Source organism: Pseudomonas sp. N-1-13 (assembly GCF_057787095.1).
In genome coordinates, this window is the sequence record NZ_JBYNRI010000001.1 from 4,339,943 (window position 1) to 4,362,566 (window position 22,624).

The 22,624-nt window shown below is 61.2% G+C and carries 21 protein-coding genes and 1 riboswitch; of the genes, 10 read left to right on the forward strand and 11 right to left on the reverse strand.

Annotated elements, in window-relative coordinates:
• Positions 1–34 precede the first annotated feature (34 nt).
• Positions 35–271, reverse strand: a riboswitch (cobalamin riboswitch).
• A gap of 159 nt (positions 272–430) precedes the next feature.
• Positions 431–1,015 (forward strand): hypothetical protein, encoded by a 585-nt coding sequence (locus tag AC3I65_RS19515; protein ID WP_047228720.1) that lies wholly within the window; start codon positions 431–433, stop codon positions 1,013–1,015.
• A 67-nt stretch (positions 1,016–1,082) separates the two neighbouring features.
• Entirely contained in the window at positions 1,083–2,393 is a 1,311-nt protein-coding gene (locus tag AC3I65_RS19520; protein WP_419417398.1) for a PQQ-dependent sugar dehydrogenase, read from the forward strand.
• A 100-nt stretch (positions 2,394–2,493) separates the two neighbouring features.
• Here AC3I65_RS19520 and AC3I65_RS19525 read toward each other — a convergent pair whose 3' ends face one another.
• From AC3I65_RS19525 to AC3I65_RS19545, 5 genes are all read right to left on the reverse strand, one after another.
• Positions 2,494–3,027, reverse strand: coding sequence for a C40 family peptidase (locus AC3I65_RS19525; protein WP_488524086.1), 534 nt, complete (start codon positions 3,025–3,027; stop codon positions 2,494–2,496).
• Positions 3,028–3,192: 165 nt separating this feature from the next.
• Positions 3,193–3,819 (reverse strand): C40 family peptidase, encoded by a 627-nt coding sequence (locus AC3I65_RS19530; protein ID WP_047228723.1) that lies wholly within the window; start codon positions 3,817–3,819, stop codon positions 3,193–3,195.
• Between the two features lie 211 nt (positions 3,820–4,030).
• Positions 4,031–4,735 carry a DnaA regulatory inactivator Hda gene (hda, locus tag AC3I65_RS19535; RefSeq protein WP_003178999.1) on the reverse strand — a complete coding sequence of 235 codons (705 nt, stop codon included), beginning with the start codon at positions 4,733–4,735 and terminating at the stop codon, positions 4,031–4,033.
• 181 nt (positions 4,736–4,916) lie between these two features.
• Positions 4,917–5,990: an AI-2E family transporter gene (locus tag AC3I65_RS19540; protein WP_047228724.1), complete on the reverse strand. Its 1,074-nt coding sequence runs from the start codon at positions 5,988–5,990 to the stop codon at positions 4,917–4,919.
• A gap of 31 nt (positions 5,991–6,021) precedes the next feature.
• Positions 6,022–7,080: a DUF2066 domain-containing protein gene (locus AC3I65_RS19545; RefSeq protein WP_160894103.1), complete on the reverse strand. Its 1,059-nt coding sequence runs from the start codon at positions 7,078–7,080 to the stop codon at positions 6,022–6,024.
• A gap of 365 nt (positions 7,081–7,445) precedes the next feature.
• Here AC3I65_RS19545 and purM point away from each other — a divergent pair, with 365 nt between their 5' ends.
• From purM to AC3I65_RS19565, 4 genes are all read left to right on the forward strand, one after another.
• On the forward strand, positions 7,446–8,504 hold the full coding sequence (gene purM / locus AC3I65_RS19550; protein ID WP_092457205.1) for a phosphoribosylformylglycinamidine cyclo-ligase: 1,059 nt from the start codon (positions 7,446–7,448) through the stop codon (positions 8,502–8,504).
• On the forward strand, positions 8,504–9,166 hold the full coding sequence (purN, locus tag AC3I65_RS19555) for a phosphoribosylglycinamide formyltransferase (protein WP_047228727.1): 663 nt from the start codon (positions 8,504–8,506) through the stop codon (positions 9,164–9,166). Before purM ends, purN begins: the two co-directional genes overlap by 1 nt.
• Positions 9,167–9,174: 8 nt before the next feature.
• Positions 9,175–9,888, forward strand: a complete 714-nt coding sequence (locus AC3I65_RS19560) for a DUF3108 domain-containing protein (RefSeq protein ID WP_047228728.1) — start codon at positions 9,175–9,177, stop codon at positions 9,886–9,888.
• A 416-nt stretch (positions 9,889–10,304) separates the two neighbouring features.
• The gene (locus AC3I65_RS19565; protein WP_047228729.1) at positions 10,305–10,499 is read left to right on the forward strand and encodes a hypothetical protein; all 195 of its coding nucleotides are present in this window, start codon (positions 10,305–10,307) and stop codon (positions 10,497–10,499) included.
• A gap of 123 nt (positions 10,500–10,622) precedes the next feature.
• On the opposite strand, the gene AC3I65_RS19570 is transcribed toward AC3I65_RS19565, so the two are convergent.
• The 5 genes from AC3I65_RS19570 to cysM form a co-directional block, all read right to left on the reverse strand.
• Positions 10,623–11,162: a DUF2058 domain-containing protein gene (locus tag AC3I65_RS19570; protein ID WP_030142404.1), complete on the reverse strand. Its 540-nt coding sequence runs from the start codon at positions 11,160–11,162 to the stop codon at positions 10,623–10,625.
• Between the two features lie 26 nt (positions 11,163–11,188).
• Positions 11,189–12,022, reverse strand: a complete 834-nt coding sequence (gene mazG / locus AC3I65_RS19575) for a nucleoside triphosphate pyrophosphohydrolase (RefSeq protein WP_047228730.1) — start codon at positions 12,020–12,022, stop codon at positions 11,189–11,191.
• 170 nt (positions 12,023–12,192) lie between these two features.
• Positions 12,193–14,439 carry a GTP diphosphokinase gene (gene relA / locus AC3I65_RS19580; protein WP_047228731.1) on the reverse strand — a complete coding sequence of 749 codons (2,247 nt, stop codon included), beginning with the start codon at positions 14,437–14,439 and terminating at the stop codon, positions 12,193–12,195.
• Between the two features lie 100 nt (positions 14,440–14,539).
• Complete coding sequence (gene rlmD, locus AC3I65_RS19585) at positions 14,540–15,910, reverse strand: 23S rRNA (uracil(1939)-C(5))-methyltransferase RlmD (RefSeq protein WP_488524087.1); 1,371 nt, start codon at positions 15,908–15,910, stop codon at positions 14,540–14,542.
• Complete coding sequence (cysM, locus tag AC3I65_RS19590; RefSeq protein WP_047228733.1) at positions 15,910–16,812, reverse strand: cysteine synthase CysM; 903 nt, start codon at positions 16,810–16,812, stop codon at positions 15,910–15,912. Before cysM ends, rlmD begins: the two co-directional genes overlap by 1 nt.
• Before the next feature lie 295 nt (positions 16,813–17,107).
• Here cysM and AC3I65_RS19595 point away from each other — a divergent pair, with 295 nt between their 5' ends.
• The 4 genes from AC3I65_RS19595 to AC3I65_RS19610 all read left to right on the forward strand — a co-directional run bounded on the left by AC3I65_RS19595 (position 17,108) and on the right by AC3I65_RS19610 (position 21,935).
• The gene (locus AC3I65_RS19595; RefSeq protein ID WP_076386570.1) at positions 17,108–19,858 is read left to right on the forward strand and encodes a response regulator; all 2,751 of its coding nucleotides are present in this window, start codon (positions 17,108–17,110) and stop codon (positions 19,856–19,858) included.
• 79 nt (positions 19,859–19,937) lie between these two features.
• Positions 19,938–20,927 carry a 2-hydroxyacid dehydrogenase gene (locus AC3I65_RS19600; RefSeq protein ID WP_076383757.1) on the forward strand — a complete coding sequence of 330 codons (990 nt, stop codon included), beginning with the start codon at positions 19,938–19,940 and terminating at the stop codon, positions 20,925–20,927.
• 169 nt (positions 20,928–21,096) lie between these two features.
• Positions 21,097–21,531, forward strand: a complete 435-nt coding sequence (locus AC3I65_RS19605) for a hypothetical protein (protein WP_047228735.1) — start codon at positions 21,097–21,099, stop codon at positions 21,529–21,531.
• Positions 21,531–21,935 carry an META domain-containing protein gene (locus AC3I65_RS19610; protein ID WP_047228736.1) on the forward strand — a complete coding sequence of 135 codons (405 nt, stop codon included), beginning with the start codon at positions 21,531–21,533 and terminating at the stop codon, positions 21,933–21,935. The genes AC3I65_RS19605 and AC3I65_RS19610 overlap by 1 nt, the downstream gene beginning before the upstream one ends.
• Positions 21,936–22,112: 177 nt before the next feature.
• Here AC3I65_RS19610 and AC3I65_RS19615 read toward each other — a convergent pair whose 3' ends face one another.
• On the reverse strand, positions 22,113–22,580 hold the full coding sequence (locus tag AC3I65_RS19615) for a TlpA family protein disulfide reductase (protein WP_188252299.1): 468 nt from the start codon (positions 22,578–22,580) through the stop codon (positions 22,113–22,115).
• Between the last annotated feature and the right edge of the window lie 44 nt (positions 22,581–22,624).

Consider the following 22,624-nt stretch of genomic DNA (forward strand, 5'->3'; position numbering starts at 1 on the left):
AAGACGGCAACAAGCCTGGCATCGCCCACCGTGATGCCGTTGGATGAATCAGGCCGGTCTCCGGGCTCATGAGCGGCGTGATGCCGGGCTGCGCGCCTTCCCATGTCTACGGACACAGTGGCTGGTGGCCTGTGTAGTGCCAGGCGCAGCGTTGACTCATTTACCGTTGCGGGGGCAGCGCCGGGTTCGTATGCACTCACCGGCTTCCCTGTTTCACTCTGTCGACCCAACGATCGCCCGGTCACAGAGCACCTGAAACAAGCCGCGAAGGTTAGAGGGTTGGGGGTGGAGCGTCAATTAAAGCCGGCACAGGTTCAACAGCGGACATTGGCCCTGATCAATAAAATGACGCCAATCTTGTGCCATGCTGCGGCAAGTGATATCAAATAGGCATCACGACCCGATATCACAATAACAAGAGGGCAAAAGCATGCAAGGCATGATCATCAGCAATCCAAAACTGGAATTCCTGCGCCCGGTGCTGGAACGCTGGTTTGACTGTATCGACCGTTACAACGCCGTGCGCGGCGATAACGACACACCTTACTGGTTCGATGAAAAAGCCAATCTTGGCTTGCTCTCGGCCGCAGCCTGGATGGCCGAGATGGTCACGCTGCAGAACACCCCCACTCGCAAACAGAATGAAGAAGGCGAACGCAACGTCAGCGCCGATCTGTTCATCGCCGGCACCGAGGAGCGCGCTTTCATCCAGGCCACTCAACGCTGGCCGAAGGTCAAGAACCTCAATCTTACCCAGCCGCTGCTCGACATCACCAGCGACGCCAAACGTATCAGCTATTCCAGTGACCTGCGATTGGGCTGCCTGTTCGTCGCACCGCAAAAGGCCCAGCAGAGCGCCACGCCGGAAGAACTGCAGGACATGATCGATGAACTGCAGAAGGAAAATACCTGCGCCGTGGCCTGGTACTTCCCTTATGCCTATCGCAAGTTGCGCAATGAGGCCGGGCAGTATCATCCGGGCATCGCCGTGCTGTTCAAGCAGGCCCACGGCTGACCGGTTGAACCATCGCGGGTCTAAGCTTCTCTATGAATAACCACCATGCACTCATAGGGAAGCCCGCATGCTCAAGCCACCACACCTTCTGATCGTCGCATTGGCCGCAGGGCTTGTTGCTTGCGGCGAGTCCTCCACACTGCAGGTTTCCGACGGCACTGGCCCCTCGCCAAAACTGCCGGAACCGAACAAGACCCTGATCCCCACCGTCAACATTGCCGAGGCTATCGGCTGGCCGGATGGCGTCAAACCTACCCCGGCCCAGGGCCTGCAAGTGGGCGCATTCGCCGAAGGGCTGGATCATCCACGCTGGCTCTACGTGCTACCCAACGGTGACGTGCTGGTGGCAGAAACCAACGCACCGCCCAAACCGGACGACTCCAAAGGCATTCGTGGCTGGGTCATGGAGAAAGTCATGGGCCGCGCCGGCGCGGGAGTGCCCAGCCCCAATCGCATTACCCTGTTGCGTGATGCCAATCATGACGGCATCGCCGAAACCCGTACGGTCTTTCTGGAAAACCTCAATTCACCGTTCGGCATGACACTGGTGGGCAATGATCTGTACGTGGCCGACACCGACCGACTGATTCGCTTCCCTTATAAAGAGGGCGATACGCAAATCAAGGCGCAGCCGACCAAGGTCGTCGACCTGCCGGGTGGCACGCTCAATCACCACTGGACCAAAAACGTGATCGCCAGCCAGGACGGCAGCAAGCTGTACGTCACTACCGGTTCGAACAGCAATGTCGGGGAAAACGGCATGGAGGCCGAGGAAGGCCGCGCGGCCATCTGGGAAGTGGACCGTGCCAGCGGCAATCACCGCATCTTCGCCTCGGGCCTGCGCAACCCCAACGGCCTGGCCTGGGAGCCGCGCAGTGGCGCGCTATGGACCGCGGTGAATGAGCGCGATGAGATCGGCAGCGACCTGGTCCCGGACTACATCACCTCAGTCAAGGACGGCGCCTTCTATGGCTGGCCCTACAGCTATTACGGGCAGCACGTCGATAAGCGGGTCGAGCCACAAAAACCGGAACTGGTGGCCAAGGCCATCGCCCCGGATTACGCCGTCGGCCCACACACCGCGTCACTGGGGCTGACGTTCGCCGAAGGCAGCACCTTGCCAGCGCCGTTTACCGAAGGGGCTTTCATCGGGCAGCACGGCTCATGGAACCGTAAACCCCACAGCGGCTATAAAGTGATTTTCGTACCCTTCAACGCCGGCAAGCCGGTGGGGCAACCGGTGGATGTGCTGACCGGTTTCCTGAATGCAGATGAAAAAGCCCAAGGTCGACCAGTGGGTGTGGTGATCGACAAACAGGGCGGGCTGTTGGTGGCAGATGATGTGGGGAACAAGATTTGGCGGGTTTGGGCTAAATAACCGCTGAAGAAGCTGACCTGAACACTGGAACCTGTGGCGAGGGATTGTTCTCTCGCCACAAGAGCTCTGCTGAGCCGGCGCAAAAAGCGAACTTGAATCGTCAGGGATTACGCGCCAGATGCGCCGGTTGCAGCACACGCTTGGCACTCAGATAGGCTTTCTGCCAATAAGCCTTGGACAGGCTATCGAGCTTGACCGTACCCCCGGTCGCTGGCGCGTGGACGAAACGCCCCTCCCCGACATAGATCCCGGCATGGCTGACCTGAGAGCCACCGTTGGTGGCGAAGAAAATCAAATCACCGGTCTGCAACGCCTCCTTACCGACACTCGGGGCGCGCATACCAATCATCTCGCGGGTGGAACGCGGCAGGGAGATACCGGCCGCATCGCGATACACATAGCCGATCAGGCCACTGCAATCAAAGCCTGAATCCGGCGTATTGCCGCCCCACCGATAGGGTGTCCCCACCAACCCCAGCGCCCGGAATAGCACGTCTTCGGCAACCGGGGAAAAGCTTTGCGCGGGAGCGAATACCACCGGAGCCCGCGCTGGCGCAGGTGGCGGAGTACGGCTGGCGCAAGCGCTGAGCAGCGCGGCAAGGAGCATGAGAGCGAGGCGGGCCGACGTCGACATATGCAGAACAATCCTGATCTGGATGCGGCTTTTCTGCCGTGGGCATGAAAACAAAGCCGCCTGCGGAGTACGCAGGCGGATTGCCATCAATCAATGATCATGGATTCTAGCGGCTATGAGGCAAACTTCAAGTAAGACTTTAAGTTTGCCTTACAAACTGTGAGCTTACTTGCGAGCAGTGACCACGGTCGGTGCCATCGCGAGTGCGCGCTTGGCTTCGATGAAGGTCTTGCTCCAGTAGCTGTCGCCCAGGCTGTCGATTCGCACGCCACCGCTGCGACGGCTGCTGGAATGGATGAACTGGTTGTCACCCAGGTAGATACCGGCGTGACTGACGCGACCACGACGACCGTTGGTCGCGAAGAACAGCAGGTCGCCCGGCTCAAGCTCGTTACGAGCAACCAGCGGGGCCTTCACGTTGATCATTTCGCGAGTGGAGCGCGGCAGGCTCATGCCAGCCTCTTCGCGAAACAGATACCCGATGAAACCGCTGCAATCGAAGCCGGCCTCGGAGGAACCGCCAAAACGATAGCGGGTACCGATCAAGGACATGCCCCGCTCCAGGATGCTGTCAGCCAGCACCGGAAGCTGATAAGGCTTGCTGCCGGCGAAGTCTGCCAGCTCTTTGTCGGTGGCCATTTCTTCCTCAAGTGCAACAGAGGAAGACTGGGCAGTAACGGAATTTTGAACCTGTGGTTGTTGCGCTTGCTGGGACACTGGAGAGTGGGCAGCACAACCGAACAACAGGGTAACGAGTGCGAGAGGCACCAGGGGTGCGAAGCGACTTAGCATGGGCACGACCGTGGCTGAAGTTGTAAAGATGGCGAGACTATGCCCACTATCAAGCTCATTTGCAAATTCAATCGATGCAAATGTGACTTCTCGGTTTTAGGTTTACATCTAAGCGCCCCAACCGTTTTCAACCCTCTGCAGCCTGCAGCCCAGAAGGGACGCGGGCTGTGCCGTGGTAGAAACAGGCTATAAGCCACTATTGCTGCGACTTCTACCAGCCAAGGGTTTCTTTCAAAAAAGGGATGGTCAGCTTGCGCTGGGCCTGAAGCGACGCCTGGTCGAGACGTTCGAGCAGTTCGAACAACGCGCTCATGCTGCGGGTGCCGCGGGTAAGGATGAAGTGCCCGACCTCATCGGTCAGGTGCAGGCCACGCCGGGAAGCGCGCAGCTGCAATGCACGGAGCTTGTCTTCATCGGAGAGCGGGCGCATCTGGAAAATCAGCGCCAGGGTGAGACGGGACTTGAGATCGGCCAGCTTCACCGGCAGCTCCCGCGGCGACGTCGATGCAGCAATCAGCAAACGCCGGCCGCTGTCGCGTAACCGGTTGAACAGGTGAAACAGCGCTTCTTCCCAATCAGCCTTGCCGGCCACCGCCTGAAGATCATCCAGGCAGACCAGTTCGTACTGTTCAAGATTGTCGAGGATCTCCACGCCGCGATCCAGCAACTCGGCCAATGGCAGATACACCGCCGGCTCACCCAATTGCTCGAACCGCAGGCAAGCGGCCTGCAACAGATGCGTGCGCCCCACCCCGTCCTTGCCCCACAGATAAATCAGGCTCTCGGTCCAGCCGGCGTCGGCTTCGCAAAGCCGCTCGACATAGCCGAGTGCAGCGGCATTGGCGCCTGGGTAGTAGTTGATAAAGGTGGCGTCATCACGCAGACGCACACCTAGGGGCAGCTGAATCGGTTTCATGCTGACTGAACAGTTCCAAAAGAACCGTTAGTGGCCTCTGTGTAAAGTGCGCAAAGTTTATACCCGTGACGCGGACCGCACAATGCGCCGGACCACGAGCAAAATCAAAGGTTTGCAGCGACAGAACGATGGAGCGACGGTTTCCCTGACGCTGGGACAACCGCCGCGCCCGCCATTGGCGCTATAGCTCGGGGTCTTCGACGCCACTGTAGATGTCTGAATCCTTGTACAGATCGTGCATATGACGCACCAGCACCATGATCACCGCCGCCACCGGCAGCGCCAGCAGGACCCCGGTAAAACCGAACAACTCACCCCCTGCCAGGATCGCAAAGATCACCGCCACTGGATGCAGGCCGATGCGATCACCCACCAGCAACGGTGTCAGCACCATGCCTTCCAGCGCTTGCCCGACCATGAACACCGCCACGATGCCGACCATCGGGTACAGATCACCGCCAAACTGGAACAAGCCGGCAATCAACGCCGCGCCGATACCGATGACGAAGCCCATGTAGGGCACGATGGCCGCAAGCCCGGCGATCAAGCCGATCAATAGCCCCAGCTCCAGGCCCACCAGCATCAATCCCGCCGCATAGATGAAGCCCAGCGCCACCATCACCAACAATTGCCCTCGCACAAACGCCCCCAACACTTCATGGCATTCGCCGGTCAGGGTCATGATGCGTTCTTCACGATGGCGTGGCAGCAGGCTGCGAATCTTGGCCATCATCAAGTCCCAGTCGCGAAGCAGATAAAAAGCCACCACCGGAATCAACACCAGGTTCGCCAGCCAACCGATCAACGCCAGCCCCGAGGCTGTGGCCTGGCTCAACACCACACCGACGATGTCAGAGGTCTGGCCCATATGCTCGCTGATGGCCGCCTTGACCTTGTCGAACTTCCAGAAGCCTTCAGCCAACCCCAGCCTCGACTGCACCCACGGCACGGCAGTGTGCTGTAACCAGTCGAGCATCTGCGGCGCCAGCTCGTACAGGCGCATCAGTTGCTTGGCCAGCATCGGTATCAGCACCAGCATCAGAGCAATGACAATCAAGATGATCAGCCCAAACACCGACACCACGCCCCAGGTCCTGGACAAGCCGAGTTTTTCCAGGCGATCTACCAGTGGGTCGAACAGATAGGCCAGGAGCAACGCAACCAGGAACGGCGTGAGGATCGGATGCAGCAAATAGATGAACACAAACAGCAGGGCGACCCCACCCAACCAGAACCAACGCCGCGTATCGCCCATGAACCACTCCTAGCTATATAAGAAAGAAAAACTACCAGCGAAACCGCAGGTTGGCGGTCGGCGCTGGCGCTGGCGCGGCGGCCGGAATGGAGCCATCAGCGGCTGGCTGGGCCACAGGCACTGGCGCGACGGCTTCGCCAGCAGGAATTTCCTGCAGTTTCGCCAGGGCCAATTGCGCTTTCAACTGTTCGGCGCTGCCGTTGACCCGATAAATGATCCGGTCCCCTTCAACCCGCTGCAACTGCCCACCGAACGGCTCGAGCAAACGCCCAAGCGCCGCATAACGCTCCAGGTTCATGCCCTGCACTTCCAGCAGCTGCTCGGTGGCCACGCCCGGCTTGGTAACGAAACGCGGCGCCAGGCGTTGACTCACCGCCAGCATCACCGCATCAGCCAGGGCGGCAGGGTCGGCGCCCTGGGCATTGCCCTGCTCGCGCTGGTCACCCTGCCACAAGCGCCAGGTCGCCTGCCATTGGCCGCCCTCTTCCTTGGCATGGACCGCCAGCAAGGCGTCTGCACCATAACGCTGCGATGCCTCGCGCAGCGGGGCCGGATCACTGCCTTCCAGGTTTGGTGCGGTAGCAACGATCTGCTCGCTCAAATCCGCCAGGGGCAGGTGCAGCGGCAGGCCGCGGTGCTGGGCGGCGCGGCGCAGTGGCTCGGCACTGCCCTGGCCATCGCCTACCAGGTTGGAACCTTCAGCCGAGTCGTTCAGCCACCAGCCCAGGATCGCAGGCCGATTCGCGCCCCACAGCGACAAGCCCGCCGAGCGCAAGGCCCGGTCAGTGCTCGCTGGATCGAAATCCACCTTGAGGCTTTCCGGCGGCCCGGCGTCGTAACCATATTGAAGAATGATCTGCTGGGGATCCTTGCGGATCGCCGCCAGACCGGGATTCTGCGCGGCCTTGGCATCGCCGGTCAGGCGCAGCACCAGCGTGTCGAGGGCGCGCAAAGTCGCCTGGTCACGCTCTTGCGGGGCCTGGCTGCTGACCGGCTCGAGCACCTGATAGAGGCTATTGAGGTTTTCGGCATGGCTCGCCACGCTGATCAACGACAGGCAGCCCACAGACAAGAGTTTGAAAAAACGCATGGAAGATTCCCGGACATAACGGCTGGAACAGGCCGTGTGAAGAAAATTGAGCATGGCTGTGACCACAGCACCTGGCAAAACATTCACACACCCGCTGGAAGTTTCGCACTGTCATAACCATAGCCGGTTACCGCTACACCTTATACAGACGCATCGCGCAGCACCAATAGGAGAAATATCGGTTTTTTTCCAAGGATATGTCCCTGCCCGTCGGCGCGAGGATGGCCGCTGCCCCTCAAGCCTGATAAAATCGCGCGCCTTCGCAGACCGGCAATGGCTGGGCACCCGGAATAATTCGTACAACGGTTATTCAATGGCCCCGGCGGTCGGTCGTTACCCAGAAATCCCCCCTAAAGGCCTGGATCATGAGCAAGCAACCCTCCCTGAGCTACAAGGACGCCGGTGTAGACATCGACGCCGGTGAAGCATTGGTCGAACGCATCAAGAGCGTCGCCAAGCGCACTGCGCGCCCGGAAGTCATGGGCGGCCTGGGCGGTTTCGGCGCCCTCTGCGAGATCCCGGCCGGCTACAAGCAACCGGTGCTGGTTTCGGGCACTGACGGCGTCGGCACCAAGCTGCGTCTGGCCCTGAACCTGAACAAGCACGACAGCATCGGCATCGACCTGGTGGCCATGTGCGTGAACGACCTGGTGGTGTGCGGCGCCGAGCCGCTGTTCTTCCTCGACTACTACGCCACCGGCAAACTGAACGTCGACACCGCCGCCCAGGTGGTAACCGGCATTGGCGCCGGCTGCGAGCTGTCCGGTTGCTCCCTGGTCGGCGGCGAAACCGCTGAAATGCCAGGCATGTACGAAGGCGAAGACTACGACCTGGCCGGCTTCTGCGTCGGTGTCGTGGAAAAATCCGAAATCATCGACGGTTCGAAAGTCGCCACTGGCGATGCCCTGCTCGCCCTGCCATCGTCCGGCCCGCACTCCAACGGTTACTCGCTGATCCGCAAGATCATCGAAGTCTCGGGTGCCGACATCGAGAACACCCAGCTCGACGGCAAGCCACTGGCCGACCTGCTGATGGCCCCGACCCGCATCTACGTCAAGCCGCTGCTCAAGCTGATCAAGGACACCGGCGCCGTCAAGGCCATGGCCCACATCACCGGTGGCGGCCTGCTGGACAACATCCCGCGCGTACTGCCAAAAGGCGCCCAGGCGGTGGTTGACGTGGCGAGCTGGACCCGTCCGGCCGTGTTCGACTGGCTGCAAGAGAAAGGCAACGTCGATGAAACCGAAATGCACCGCGTGCTGAACTGCGGCGTAGGCATGGTGATCTGCGTGGCCCAGGAGCACGTTGAAACGGCCCTGAATGTACTGCGTGAAGCCGGCGAGCAACCTTGGGTCATCGGCCAGATCAGTACCGCCGCCGAAGGCGCTGCCCAGGTCGAGCTGAAAAACCTTAAGGCTCACTGATGCAAGAACAGAAGTCTGCAACCTGTGATGTCGTGGTGCTGTTGTCCGGCACCGGCAGCAACTTGCAGGCCCTGATCGACAGCACGCGGACCGGCGATAGCCCGGTCCGCATCCGCGCGGTGATTTCCAACCGCGCCGATGCCTACGGCCTGCAACGCGCCAGGGATGCGGGTATCGACACCCGCGTCCTGGATCACAAAGCGTTCGATGGCCGCGAAGCCTTCGATGCCGCGCTGATCGAACAGATCGACACGTTCAATCCGCAACTGGTGGTCCTGGCCGGCTTCATGCGCATCCTCAGCGCCGGCTTCGTGCGTCACTACCAGGGCCGCCTGTTCAATATCCATCCATCGCTGCTGCCCAAATACAAAGGGTTACACACTCACCAGCGCGCGCTGGAGGCCGGAGACACGGAGCATGGCTGCTCGGTGCACTTCGTCACCGAGGAACTCGATGGCGGACCACTGGTCGTACAGGCAGTAATACCGGTAGAGTTGCACGACACGCCGCAAAGCCTGGCCCAACGGGTTCACGCCCGGGAACACCAGATCTACCCGATGGCCGTGCGTTGGTTTGCCGAAGGCCGGCTGACCCTCGACGATCGCGGTGCCTCACTGGACGGCCAGTTGCTCGCCGCCAGCGGCCATTTGATTCGATACTAGGAGATTTTATGCGTCGCGCCCTGCTCTTCGCTTGCGCTCTGCTTGCCCTGCCCCTGGCACAGGCCGCAGACCTTCAACCGTTCTCCGCCAGCTACACCGCCGACTGGAAACAGCTGCCCATGAGCGGCACCGCCGAGCGCAGCCTGACCAAAGAGGCCAACGGCACCTGGAAGCTGAGCTTCAAGGCTTCGATGATGATCGCCAGCCTGACGGAAGAAAGCACCCTGACCCTGGACAAGGACACACTGCTGCCACAGTCCTACCACTTTGAACGTGGCGGCTTGGGCAAGGCCAAGAAAGCCGACCTGGATTTCGACTGGAACACGAAGATGGTCACCGGCACCGATCGCGGCGATCCGGTCAAACTGCCACTCAACCGTGGCATGGTCGATAAATCCACTTATCAGTTGGCCCTGCAGCACGACGTGGCGGCCGGCAAGAAAAGCATGAGTTATCAGGTTGTCGATGATGGCGAGATCGACACCTACGACTTCCGCGTACTGGGCCCGGAGAAGGTCGATACCAAAGCCGGCCAGATCGACGCGATCAAGGTCGAGCGCGTGCGCGACCCGACAAAAAGCAAACGCATCACGGTGCTCTGGTTCGCCAAGGATTGGGATTACCTGCTGGTACGCCTGCAACAGGTCGAGACCGACGGCAAGGAGTACAACATCATGCTCCAGGACGGTACGGTCAACGGCAAGGCTGTCAAAGGCAGCTGATCCACACCGATATCAAGAGAAGCCCCGCCCAGTGCGGGGCTTTTTTATGCGCGGATTTCCTGAACACTAAAACTGCACCCGCGCAAAGTCAGCCTGTGGAAGATGAATCGGTGGGAGCGAGCCTGCTCGCGATAGCGCTAGGTCAGCCGGCATCGGTATTGACTGATACACCGTTATCGCGAGCAGGCTCGCTCCCACAAGGTGACTGCCCGACATTTCACCCCCCCGAAACATGAAAACTTCTTCATGAAAAACACCCTGCGACCGAATGCCGCGCATTGCCTGACCTGCGGGATCGCTGAGTTTTTCATGAAATTTTCTTAACAGGCCCAGGCATTTACTTAGCCGGCTACCCAAATCTATAACAAAGTCCTGCACACGCCTTGCTGCAGATAACAGAGATTGGAGCTTGCAAGATGACTGTGAAAGTAACTGAACGCGATGACGCTCACATGTCCCACGAAGGTATTGCCGCCGGTATCCGCATCTGGGATGTACACCAACAGGACCTGCTGGTGGGGATGTTCCACTCCGAGACGGATGCCCATAACTACAAAGCCGAGCTGGAATGCCAGGAAAGGCAGCGCTCGGCTGAAATGACAGAATCCTGAACGATAAGAATCTCTGTGGGAGCGAGCCTGCTCGCGATAGCGGTGGATCAGCGACATCAATGTTGGCTGACAGACCGCCATCGCGAGCAGGCTCGCTCCCACAGTTTAGTGTTCAGTTCATCCTTACCACATCAAATCATCAGGGATCTGATACGCCGCATACGGATCATCAGCATCCACTTCTTCGGTCTGGGTATTGAGCTGCACGATGCGCTTGGGATCGCGCTCTTGGATCTTCAGGGCCGCTTCGCGCGGGATCACTTCGTAGCCGCCGGCATGATGGACGATCGCCAGCGAGCCGCTGCTCAACTTGTTGCGCATCAGCGTGTTGACCGAGATGCGCTTGACCTTCTTGTCGTCGACAAAGTTGTAATAATCCTCAGTGGTCAGCTTCGGCAAACGCGAGACTTCGATCAATTGCTTGATCTGCGCGGCCCGGGCTTTCTGCTCGGCTTTTTCCTGCTGCTGACGGTTGAGTTCCTGATCGCGCTTGACCTTCTCGGCCATGGCCTCTTGGGCGGCGCGCTGCTGGGAGTCATCCAGTTCGATCTGGCCCTTATGGGCCAGGCGCTGCTGTTTCTGTTTCTCTTTGCCGACCTGCTTGGCCTGCTTTTGGTTGACCAGCCCTGCTTTGAGCAACTGGTCGCGAAGGGAAAGGCTCATGGTGCTTACTCACTTAGGCAACAGCCTCAGCCACAGCTGGGCAAATTCTTTTCCTGACGTTTGGCTTCGCCCCATAAGGCGTCCAACTCTTCGAGGGTGCAATCTTCCATGGGACGGTGGGTGTCGCGCAATGCCTGTTCGATAAATCGGAAACGTCGCTCGAATTTCCCATTGGCGTCACGCAGGGCCGTTTCCGGGTCGATTTTCAGGTGCCGGGCCAGGTTCACTACGCTGAACAGCAGGTCGCCGATCTCATCGCTGATGGCCACCGAATCGTTGTCAGCCATCGCTTCGAGGACTTCGTCCAGCTCCTCCCGGACCTTGTCGAGCACCGGCAACGGGCCTGGCCAGTCGAAACCGACCTGAGCCGCACGTTTTTGCAACTTCGCCGAGCGGGACAACGCCGGCAAGGCAACGGGTACATCGTCAAGCAACGACAGCTGCTCCGGTGCCGAGGCCTTCTCGGCCCGCTCCTCGGCCTTGATTTCTTCCCAGCGCTGCTTGACCTGTTCTTCGCTCAGGCGCGGGATGTCCACGGGCGCGTAGAGGTCACCGGTAGGAAATACATGGGGATGGCGGCGGATCAGCTTGCGGGTGATGCTATCGACCACGCCGGCGAATTCGAAGCGGTTTTCCTCCCGCGCCAACTGGCTGTAATACACCACCTGAAACAACAGGTCGCCCAGCTCACCCTGCAAGTGATCGAAGTCGCCACGCTCAATGGCATCGGCCACTTCGTAGGCTTCTTCCAGGGTATGGGGGACGATGGTCGCGTAGGTCTGCTTGATGTCCCACGGGCACCCGTACTGCGGGTCGCGCAGACGGTTCATCAGATGGAGCAGGTCTTCAAGGCTGTACATCAATCCAACTCATCACAAATCACCCTGTGGGAAATAATCCACTGGGAGTATGCCTGTGGGAGCAGCTTGCTCGCGATTGAGGTGGTGGCCCCAACGTATGTCGGAACTGATCCACCGCTATCGCGAGCAAGCTTTGCTCCCACAGGCTCGCTCCCACATTTGGACCGCGCTTAACCCGGCGTGCGATTACGCCGGGTCTCGATGATGTTCGGCAGTTGGGAAATCCGCCCCAGCAACCGCCCCAGCGCATCCAATCCCGGAATCTCGATGGTCAGGGACATCAGCGCCGTGTTGTCTTCCTTGTTCGAACGGGTGTTGACCGCCAACACGTTGATCCGCTCGTTCAACAACACCTGAGACACGTCACGCAGCAGGCCGGAACGGTCGTAGGCGCGGATGATGATGTCCACCGGGTAGGTGAGCACCGGCACCGGGCCCCAACTGACCTGGATGATCCGCTCCGGCTCACGGCCGGCCAGTTGCAGCACCGAAGCACAGTCCTGGCGGTGGATGCTCACCCCACGGCCCTGGGTGATGTAGCCGACGATCGCATCCCCAGGCAACGGCTGGCAGCAGCCGGCCATCTGGGTCATCAGGTTGCCCACGCCCTGGATCTGGATGTCGCCGCGCTTGCCCGGTTTGTAGCCGGTGGCTTTGCGCGGGATCAGTTCCAACTGCTCGTTGCCGCGTTCCGGCTCCACCAGTTGCTGGGCCAGGTTGACCAGTTGCGCCAGGCGCAAGTCGCCGGCACCGAGAGCGGCGAACATGTCTTCGGCGGTCTTCATGTTGGCCTTTTCGGCCAGCTTGTCGAAATCCACCTGCGGCAGGCCCAGGCGACTGAGTTCGCGCTCGAGCAAAGTCTTGCCGGCGGCGACGTTCTGGTCGCGGGCCTGCAATTTGAACCAGTGAACGATTTTCGCCCGCGCTCGCGATGTGGTGATGTAGCCCAGGTTCGGGTTCAGCCAGTCGCGGCTCGGCGTGCCGTGTTTACTGGTGATGATCTCGACCTGCTCACCGGTTTGCAGGCTGTAGTTGAGCGGCACGATCCGCCCGTTGATCTTGGCGCCACGGCAGTTGTGGCCGATCTCGGTGTGGACGCGATAGGCAAAGTCCAGCGGCGTGGCGCCCTTGGGCAGGTCGATGGCGTGGCCGTCGGGGGTGAAGATGTAGACCCGATCCGGCTCGATATCGACCCGCAATTGTTCGGCCAGACCGCCGATATCACCGAGCTCTTCATGCCACTCGAGCACCTGACGCAGCCAGGAGATTTTCTCTTCGTAGTGGTTGGAGCCCGACTTGACGTCGGTGCCCTTGTATTTCCAATGGGCGCAAACCCCCAGCTCGGCTTCCTCGTGCATGGCGTGGGTGCGAATCTGCACTTCCAGCACCTTGCCCTCCGGACCGATCACCGCCGTGTGCAGCGAGCGATAGCCGTTTTCCTTCGGGTTGGCGATGTAGTCGTCGAACTCCTTGGGGATGTGCCGCCACAAGGTGTGCACGATACCCAGCGCGGTGTAGCAGTCGCGCATTTCCGGGACCAGTACGCGAACGGCGCGAACGTCGTAGATCTGGCTGAACTCCAGGCCTTTGCGCTGCATTTTGCGCCAGATCGAATAGATGTGCTTGGCTCGGCCGCTGATGTCGGCCTCCACGCCGGTGGCCTGCAATTCTTCCCTCAGCTGGGTCATCACATCCGTGATGAAGCGCTCGCGATCCAGGCGCCGCTCATGTAGCAACTTGGCGATCTGCTTGTACTGGTCGGGCTCCAGGTAGCGGAAGGACAGGTCCTCCAGCTCCCACTTGATATGGCCGATGCCAAGGCGATGGGCCAGGGGGGCGTAGATGTCGAACACTTCCCGGGCGACGCGGTTGCGCTTTTCGTCGTCGGCGGATTTCACCGCGCGGATCGCGCAGGTGCGTTCGGCCAGTTTGATCAGTGCGACGCGCACGTCGTCGACCATGGCCACCAGCATCTTGCGCAGGTTCTCCACCTGGCCCTGAGTGCCCAGGACCATGGACTGGCGCGGACTGAGACTGGCACTGATCGCCGCCATGCGCAGCACGCCGTCAATCAGCTTGGCGACCACCGTGCCAAAACGCTGGCTGACCACCGGCAATTGGATCTGCCCTTCGCGCACACCGCGGTATAGCACCGCAGCCACCAGGGAGTCCTGGTCGAGCTTGAGGTCGGCAAGGATTTCGGCGATCTCAAGGCCCGTCTGAAAACTCGAGGTGCCTTCGGACCAGAGGTTCTTCGCCGCGTTGTGCTGCTGTTCCGCTTCACGCGCGAACTCGCAGGCTTCTTTCAAGGCTTCGCGATCCAGTGCCGTGTCGATACTGACCGCGTGATCGAGCCAAGCCTCGAGATTGATACTGCCGTCGGTGTTGATCGGCTGGTGTGCTCTCACCTGTACCATCTTTACATACCTTCCCTATGACGCAGATTCAATGCGTCAATAACGCTGACCTTCGTTGCCCGTGTCCCCGCCCAGGGCTATGGCGGTTGGCACGAACGGGTCAGTCGGACAAGCCATCCTGGCTCGCTTCAAATAACGCCATGGCCTCGACATGTGCCGTCTGAGGAAACATATCGAGAATCCCGGCACGTTTTAACCGGTAGCCCTGCTTGATCAATTCGACCGTGTCCCGGGCCAAAGTTGCCGGGTTGCACGATACATATACCAACCGCCTGGCGCCCAGGGATGCCAGTTTGCGCACCACCTCGAAAGCACCGTCGCGGGGTGGGTCCAAGAGTACCGCAGAAAAGCCTTCGCCGACCCACTCGGCAGCCGACAACGGCTGGGATAAATCGGCCTGAAAAAAGGCAGTGTTATTCAAATTGTTGCTGACGGCATTGGCCGCCGCGCGGTCAACCATGGCCTGTACACCTTCCACCGCCACCACTTGGCGCACCGCCTTGGCCAGGGGCAAGGCAAAGTTGCCCAGGCCGCAGAACAAGTCCAGCACCCGCTCCTCGGCTCGGGGCGCGAGCCACTCCAGGGCTTGGGCCACCATCGCCTCGTTGACCCCGGCATTGACCTGGATGAAATCCCCCGGCCGGTAAGCCAGCTCCAGGTCCCAGGCCTCAAGGCGATAACCCAGCGTCTGTCCCGGTTCGACCGGTTGCGGCTCGCCCTCACCCTGCAGCCACAACTGGGCTTGGTGGGCGGCGCAGAAATCCTTGAGAATCGTCAGGTCAGGCGCCGACAGTGGCGACACGTGCCGCAGCAACACCGCCAGGGACGAGCCAGCGAACAATTCCACATGTCCCAGCGCCTGGGGCTTGCTCAGGCGACGGAGCATGTCCGGCAAGCGACTCATGATCGGCTGCAAGGGTTGTACCAGTACCGGGCAATCGCCGATGGCCACGATGTCCTGGCTGCCGACGGCACGAAAACCCACTTCGAGTTTTTTTGCCTTCTGATCCCAGCGCACCGCCACGCGGGCACGACGCCGGTAACCCAGTTCCGGCCCGCTCAATGGCGCAGCCCATTCATCCGGCTGCACGCCGGCGACCCGCGACAACTGCTCGGCGAGCATGCGCTGTTTCAGGGCGAGCTGTTCGTTGTGGGGCAAATGCTGGACGCTGCAACCGCCGCAGCGACCGGCATGCACGCACGGCGCCGCACGGCGCAGTTCACTGGACAGGAACACTCGCTCAGTGCGGGCCTCGACCACTTTGCCATGGGCCCCCAGCACCCGCGCCTCGACCTCTTCGCCGGCCAGGGCGCCGATCACGAACCAGGTGCGCCCGTCCAGAAAGGCAATGCCCCGGCCATCGTTGGCCAAGCGTTCGATGGTCAAGCGCTGCTTCTTTCCGGTGGGCACCTGCGGGGCCCGGCTTCCGCCGCTGGGCTGGAAGCGCAGACCTCTTTCTTGCTTGGCCATCAGTTGGGCGCGTCGAAAATGCCGGTCGACAAGTAGCGGTCGCCGCGGTCGCAGATGATCGCGACAATGACCGCGTTTTCGACTTCCTGGGACAAGCGCAGCATGCCCGCCACGGCACCGCCCGAAGACACACCGCAAAAGATGCCTTCTTCACGGGCCAGACGACGGGTGATGTCCTCGGCCTCGCTCTGGGCCATGTCGATAATGCGGTCCACGCGGTCGGCCTGGTAGATTTTCGGCAGATACTCCTCGGGCCAGCGACGGATGCCGGGGATGGCCGAGCCTTCCATCGGTTGCAGGCCGATGATCTGCACGTTCGGGTTCTGTTCTTTCAAATAGCGCGAGGTGCCCATGATGGTGCCGGTGGTGCCCATCGAGCTGACGAAATGGGTGATGGTGCCATCGGTCTGGCGCCAGATCTCAGGGCCAGTGGTGGTGTAGTGGGCTTCGGGATTGTCCCCGTTGGCGAACTGGTCGAGCACCTTGCCGCGACCCTCGGCCTGCATCCGCTCGGCCAGGTCCCGGGCGCCCTCCATGCCTTCGTCTTTGCTCACCAGGATCAATTCGGCGCCATAGGCGGTCATTGCGGCCTTGCGCTCGGCACTGGAGTTGTCGGGCATGATCAGGATCATCTTGTAGCCCTTGATCGCCGCCGCCATGGCCAGGGCGATGCCGGTGTTACCGGAAGTCGCCTCGATCAGCGTATCGCCGGGGCGGATCTGCCCGCGCAATTCGCCACGGGTGAGCATCGACAGCGCCGGCCGGTCCTTGACCGAACCCGCCGGGTTATTCCCTTCGAGCTTGAGCAAAAGCGTGTTGCTGGTCACGCCAGGCAGGCGCTGCAAACGAACCAGCGGAGTGTTGCCGACGCAATCGGCGATAGTGGGGTACTGCACGGTCATGGCGTATTCGCAATCCGGACTGCGGGGGCGCCTATCATACCGGCAAACCTTGCCAGGCCATATCACGCAAAGTGTGGTGGTTATGGCTTATGGGAATAAGCAACGAAAGTGGGCTGCAAGCTGCCACTCAGAAATCCTGATTGAAGGGATCGCCGAGGCACGGCAACCGGCGAGACCGATGCACGGCGACATGAATTTTACGAAGATTGCCTGCCCGCAAGTCGCTACACTGCGCAGGTATTGCGTGCCGGATGCGCGCAAAGCTCAAACAGACCGCTGGATGCAGGAGAAAAGTGTGCTCAAGAAACTGGGAATCAAAGGCCGCGTGCTGTTGCTGACCCTGTTGCCGACCAGCCTGATGGCGCTGGTCCTGGGCGGCTACTTCACCTGGATGCAGCAATCGGACTTGCATGCCCAGTTGCTGCAGCGTGGCGAGATGATCGCCGAACAGCTGGCGCCGCTGGTCGCCCCGGCCATGAGCCACCAGGACACCGATCTGCTGGAGCGGATCGCCACCCAGTCCCTCGAGCAAGCGGATGTGCGCGCCGTGACCTTCCTGGCTCCCGATCGCACATCGCTGGCCCACGCCGGCCCGACGATGCTCAACCGAGCCCCGGAGGGCAACAGTGCCCAATTGCTGCAACGCACTGGCAACGATGCCACGCGTTACCTGCTGCCAGTATTCGGCAAGCACCGCAACCTGGCCGGCGAGCTGATTCCCGAAGAAGCCGATCGGCTGCTGGGTTGGGTCGAACTAGAGTTGTCCCACAGTGGCATGTTGCTGCGCGGCTATCGCAGCCTGTTCGCCAGCCTGCTGTTGATCAGCGCCGGCCTGTGCCTGACCGCACTGCTGGCGTTGCGCATGGGTCGCACGATCAACCGACCCCTGAGCCAGATCAAGCAAGCCGTGGCGCAACTCAAGGACGGTCACCTGGAAACCCGTCTGCCGCCTCTGGGCAGCCAGGAACTGGATGAGCTGGCGTCGGGCATCAATCGCATGGCCAGCACCTTGCAGAATGCCCAGGAAGAGTTGCAGCACAGCATCGACCAGGCCACTGAAGACGTGCGCCAGAATCTGGAGACCATCGAGATCCAGAACATCGAGCTGGACCTGGCCCGTAAGGAAGCCCTGGAAGCGAGCCGGATCAAGTCCGAATTCCTGGCGAACATGAGCCATGAAATCCGTACGCCGCTCAACGGCATCCTCGGCTTCACCCATCTGCTGCAGAAAAGCGAATTGACCCCGCGTCAGCTCGATTACCTGGGCACCATTGAAAAATCCGCCGACAGCCTGCTGGGCATCATCAACGAGATCCTCGACTTCTCGAAGATCGAGGCCGGCAAACTGGTGCTGGACAACATTCCGTTCAACCTGCGGGACTTGTTGCAGGACACCCTGACCATCCTCGCCCCCGCCGCCCACGCCAAACAACTGGAGCTGGTGAGCCTGGTCTACAGGGACACGCCCCTGTCGCTGGTGGGCGATCCGCTGCGCCTCAAGCAGATCCTGACCAACCTGGTGAGCAATGCCATCAAGTTCACCCGCGAAGGCACCATCATCGCCCGCGCCATGATGGAAGACGAACACGAAGACAGCGTGCAACTGCGCATCAGCATTCAGGACACCGGTATCGGCCTGTCGAACCAGGACGTGCGGGCCCTGTTCCAGGCGTTCAGCCAGGCCGACAATTCCTTGTCCCGGCAACCGGGTGGCACCGGCTTGGGCCTGGTGATTTCCAAGCGCCTGGTGGAGCAGATGGGTGGCGAAATCGGCGTGGACAGCACGCCGGGCGAAGGCTCGGAGTTCTGGATCAGCCTGCGCCTGCCCAAGACCCGTGACGACGCCGAAGATTTGCCTGGCCCGCCGCTACTGGGTCGGCGCGTAGCGGTGCTGGAAAACCATGAACTGGCCCGTCAGGCCCTGCAACACCAGCTCGAGGACTGCGGTCTGGTGGTGACACCCTTCAACACCCTGGAAAACCTGACCAACGGTGTGACCGTCGCCCACCAGACCGATCAGGCGATCGACCTGGCGGTGCTGGGCATCACCAGCAACGACATGCCGCCGGAACGCCTCAGCCAACACATCTGGGATCTTGAGCATCTGGGCTGCAAGGTACTGGTGCTGTGCCCCACCACTGAACAGACGCTGTACCACCTCTCCGTGCCCAACCCCCACAGCCAATTGCAGGCCAAGCCGGCCTGCACGCGCAAGTTGCGCCGCTCGCTTTCCGACCTGGTCAACCCGCGCCCGCCCCGCAACGAACCCAACGAACCGGTGGGCAGCCGCGCGCCCAAAGTGCTGTGCGTGGACGACAACCCGGCCAACCTGCTGTTGGTGCAAACGCTGCTCGAAGACATGGGCGCCAAGGTGCTGGCGGTGGAAAGCGGTTATGCGGCGGTCAAGGCCGTGCAAAAGGAAACCTTCGACCTGGTGCTGATGGATGTCCAGATGCCCGGCATGGACGGTCGCCAGAGCACCGAGGCGATCCGCCAATGGGAAAGCGAGCGTCATTGCACGCCGCTGCCAATCGTCGCCCTCACCGCCCACGCTATGGCCAACGAAAAACGCGCCCTGCTGCAAAGTGGCATGGATGACTACCTGACCAAGCCCATCAGCGAACGGCAACTGGCCCAGGTGGTGCTTAAATGGACCGGCCTGGCCCTGCGTAACCAGGCGCCGGACCGGAGCACCGACGCTCAGGGCGGCAGCGAACTGCTGGTGCTCGATCATGAAGAAGGCCTGCGCCTGGCCGCCGGCAAGGCCGATCTGGCGGCGGACATGCTGGCGATGTTGCTGGCGTCCCTGGAAGCCGACCGCGAAGCGATTCGCCAGGCCAGCGAGGCCAATGATCACAACGCCCTGATCGAACGGGTCCACCGCCTGCATGGCGCCACTCGCTACTGCGGCGTACCGCAATTGCGCGCCGCCTGCCAGCGCAGCGAGACCCTGCTCAAACAACAGGACCCCAAGGCCGAGGCCGCTCTGCAGGAACTGGAACGTGCCATCGACCGCCTGGCTAACGAGGCACGCATCAGCGCCTGATCCAGGGCAATAGCCCAAAACCCGGGATCAAGGAAAATCTAAACGCCTAGAGGCTTATCTTTTGTGCCAGGAGGCCGCCATGCGCGCGATTCTTTTCAGCAGCCAGACCTACGACCGCGACAGTTTCAGCAAAACCCCGGCGCCCGCTGGCCTTGAACTGCAGTATCAGCCGGCACGCCTGAACCTCGACACCGTGGCCCTGGCCGAACACCATGAAGTGGTGTGCGCCTTCATCAACGACGACCTGAGTGCCCCGGTGCTGGAGCGGCTGGCACAGGGCGGCACGCGGCTGATCGCCCTGCGCTCTGCCGGCTATAACCATGTCGACCTGGCCGCTGCCAAACGGCTGGGGTTGAGTATCGTCCGGGTGCCGGCGTATTCGCCCCATGCCGTGGCCGAACATGCCGTGGCGCTGATCATGGCCCTCAATCGCTGCTTGCATCGCGCTTACAACCGCACCCGGGACGGCAATTTCAGCCTCCATGGGCTGACCGGTTTCGATCTGGTGGGCAAGACGGTCGGCGTGATCGGCACCGGGCAGATCGGCGCGACGTTCGCGCGGATCATGGCCGGCTTCGGCTGCCGGTTATTGGCCTACGATCCGTCCCCCAACCCGCAGGTCCAAGCCCTGGGCGCTCGCTACCTGCCCTTGGCCGATCTGCTGGCGCAAGCACAGATCATCAGCCTGCATTGCCCGCTCAACGAGCAGAGCCGACATTTGATCAACGCCGATTCATTGGCTGCCATGCAACGTGGCGCGATGCTGATCAACACCGGACGCGGCGGCCTGGTGGACACACCCGCCTTGATCGAGGCATTGAAAAGCGGTCAGTTGGGTTATTTGGGGCTGGATGTCTATGAGGAAGAAGCGCAACTGTTCTTCGAGGACCGCTCCGACCTGCCCTTGCAGGATGATGTGCTGGCCCGGTTGCTGACCTTCCCCAACGTGGTGGTCACCGCGCATCAGGCCTTCCTGACCCATGAAGCGTTGGCCGCCATCGCCGCGACAACCCTGGACAACATCGGCGCCTGGGCCGCCGGCACCCCACAAAACCTGGTGGACAGCTGAGCATTACCCTTGTGGGAGCGAGCCTGCTCGCGATTACGATGGGCCTGTCAGCATGGCGTCGACTGACGCCCCGCTATCGCGAGCAGGCTCGCTCCCACAGGGGATTTCGTCGCCTGGATCATCCCAACCCATGGCCCGTGCTAGCATATCGCGCCTATCTGGAGGACCCATGGCCGAACACGATTTCCGCTACACCCTGATGAACCCGCAACACACCCTGACCGAGGTCCGCGCCCTGGCGCCGGGCCGTTATCAGGTCACCGGCAACGGCGGTTCGATTCAGGCCAACGATGTGCTGCTCGTCACCCTCAAAGGCAGCAAGGATTTGTCCATGCGCCTGACCGTGGACACCGTTCGGCACTTGCTCAAGCCCATGGGTCAATGGACCGCCATGACCACCGGCCCGGTGTTCGGGGAGCTGGCGATCCACACCTGGCAGGTCAACTGCGACCGCTGCGCCAAGCAACTGAGCTTTGAATTTGCCGTCGACGCCAAGCTCGGCGTCAAGGCGCAGAAGCCGGCCGCCACCGCGCGCATTGCCGAGCTGGGCTGGACCACCGTCGGTGAAAAACACCTGTGCCCGACCTGCCAGGAAGCCGCCTGATGAAACGCCTGGCCCTGACCGCGCTGATCGGCGCCGGCCTGATGGGTTGCGCCGCCGAGCCGGTGCAATTGCAGCAAAACCGCAGCTACATCCTGGAATGGATTGGCGAACGGCCCTTGATGGACTACAGCAACCTGACCATCACCCTCGGGGACGACGGTCGGGCCTACGGCAACGGCGGCTGTAACCACTGGTTCGCGCCCTACACCCTGGAAGGCCACCGATTGAGCTTCGGCAAGATCGGCAGCACCCGCAAACTCTGCGCCCCGGCGCTGATGGAGCAGGAGACGCGCTTTTTGCAGGCCCTGGAAAAGGTCGAACGCTGGGACATCTCGCCCATTGAGCAAATGCGCTTCTGGCCGGCCCAGGGCAAGCCACTGCGGTGGTGGCTGGAGGAAGGTTGAGACCCGAACTACGACGAGATCCCTTGTGGCGAGGGGATTTATCCCCGCTGGGCTGCGCAGCAGCCCCGAGCGCCTTGACTGATAAACCGCAGTGGCAAACAGAAGTATGGGCCGCTGCGCGCGCCAGCGGGGATAAATCCCCTCGCCACAAGGTATCCACCCTAGCCCCACAGGTGGTTATTTGAACGCCTGCAACGCCTCAAGCTTGGCCATCACCGCCGCCGCCGTCTGTTCCCCCAGCATCTGCTCGCGCACCTTGCCCTGGTTGTCGATGATGTAAGTCACCGGTAACCCTTCGCTGCGCGGGATATCAAAAAAGTCGGCCGGGTCCCGGGCCAGCACGGTGAAGCCAATGCCCATTTTCTCGCTGGCGCTCTTGAGCTCCTCACCTTGCACCTGATCAAAATTGACCCCGAAAACCCCCACGTTACGGCCCTTGAGCTGTTCGGCCAGGGCATTGAACTCGGGGATTTCGGTACGGCACGGTGCGCACCACTCGGCCCAGTAGTTGAGCACCACCCACTGTTTATCCAGCCGTTTTGAGGCGATAGCCTGACCGTTCTGGTCAACTCCATAGTCATTCCCGCAGCCGGCGAGCAACAAAATCCCCATGAATGCCAGTGCCTTCGTCAATCGCCTTGCCATGTGCCAATCCTTGTATTGAATGTGAACGTCGGCGCGGCCCACCG

Bases quoted from the DNA above. Each gene is read 5' to 3' on its own strand.
- AC3I65_RS19515 (WP_047228720.1), top strand. From the start codon at position 431: ATGCAAGGCATGATCATCAGCAATCCAAAACTGGAATTCCTGCGCCCG.
- AC3I65_RS19520 (WP_419417398.1), top strand. From the start codon at position 1,083: ATGCTCAAGCCACCACACCTTCTGATCGTCGCATTGGCCGCAGGGCTT.
- AC3I65_RS19525 (WP_488524086.1), bottom strand. From the start codon at position 3,027: ATGTCGACGTCGGCCCGCCTCGCTCTCATGCTCCTTGCCGCGCTGCTC.
- AC3I65_RS19530 (WP_047228723.1), bottom strand. From the start codon at position 3,819: ATGCTAAGTCGCTTCGCACCCCTGGTGCCTCTCGCACTCGTTACCCTG.
- hda (WP_003178999.1), bottom strand. From the start codon at position 4,735: ATGAAACCGATTCAGCTGCCCCTAGGTGTGCGTCTGCGTGATGACGCC.
- AC3I65_RS19540 (WP_047228724.1), bottom strand. From the start codon at position 5,990: ATGGGCGATACGCGGCGTTGGTTCTGGTTGGGTGGGGTCGCCCTGCTG.
- AC3I65_RS19545 (WP_160894103.1), bottom strand. From the start codon at position 7,080: ATGCGTTTTTTCAAACTCTTGTCTGTGGGCTGCCTGTCGTTGATCAGC.
- purM (WP_092457205.1), top strand. From the start codon at position 7,446: ATGAGCAAGCAACCCTCCCTGAGCTACAAGGACGCCGGTGTAGACATC.
- purN (WP_047228727.1), top strand. From the start codon at position 8,504: ATGCAAGAACAGAAGTCTGCAACCTGTGATGTCGTGGTGCTGTTGTCC.
- AC3I65_RS19560 (WP_047228728.1), top strand. From the start codon at position 9,175: ATGCGTCGCGCCCTGCTCTTCGCTTGCGCTCTGCTTGCCCTGCCCCTG.
- AC3I65_RS19565 (WP_047228729.1), top strand. From the start codon at position 10,305: ATGACTGTGAAAGTAACTGAACGCGATGACGCTCACATGTCCCACGAA.
- AC3I65_RS19570 (WP_030142404.1), bottom strand. From the start codon at position 11,162: ATGAGCCTTTCCCTTCGCGACCAGTTGCTCAAAGCAGGGCTGGTCAAC.
- mazG (WP_047228730.1), bottom strand. From the start codon at position 12,022: ATGTACAGCCTTGAAGACCTGCTCCATCTGATGAACCGTCTGCGCGAC.
- relA (WP_047228731.1), bottom strand. From the start codon at position 14,439: ATGGTACAGGTGAGAGCACACCAGCCGATCAACACCGACGGCAGTATC.
- rlmD (WP_488524087.1), bottom strand. From the start codon at position 15,910: ATGGCCAAGCAAGAAAGAGGTCTGCGCTTCCAGCCCAGCGGCGGAAGC.
- cysM (WP_047228733.1), bottom strand. From the start codon at position 16,812: ATGACCGTGCAGTACCCCACTATCGCCGATTGCGTCGGCAACACTCCG.
- AC3I65_RS19600 (WP_076383757.1), top strand. From the start codon at position 19,938: ATGCGCGCGATTCTTTTCAGCAGCCAGACCTACGACCGCGACAGTTTC.
- AC3I65_RS19605 (WP_047228735.1), top strand. From the start codon at position 21,097: ATGGCCGAACACGATTTCCGCTACACCCTGATGAACCCGCAACACACC.
- AC3I65_RS19610 (WP_047228736.1), top strand. From the start codon at position 21,531: ATGAAACGCCTGGCCCTGACCGCGCTGATCGGCGCCGGCCTGATGGGT.
- AC3I65_RS19615 (WP_188252299.1), bottom strand. From the start codon at position 22,580: ATGGCAAGGCGATTGACGAAGGCACTGGCATTCATGGGGATTTTGTTG.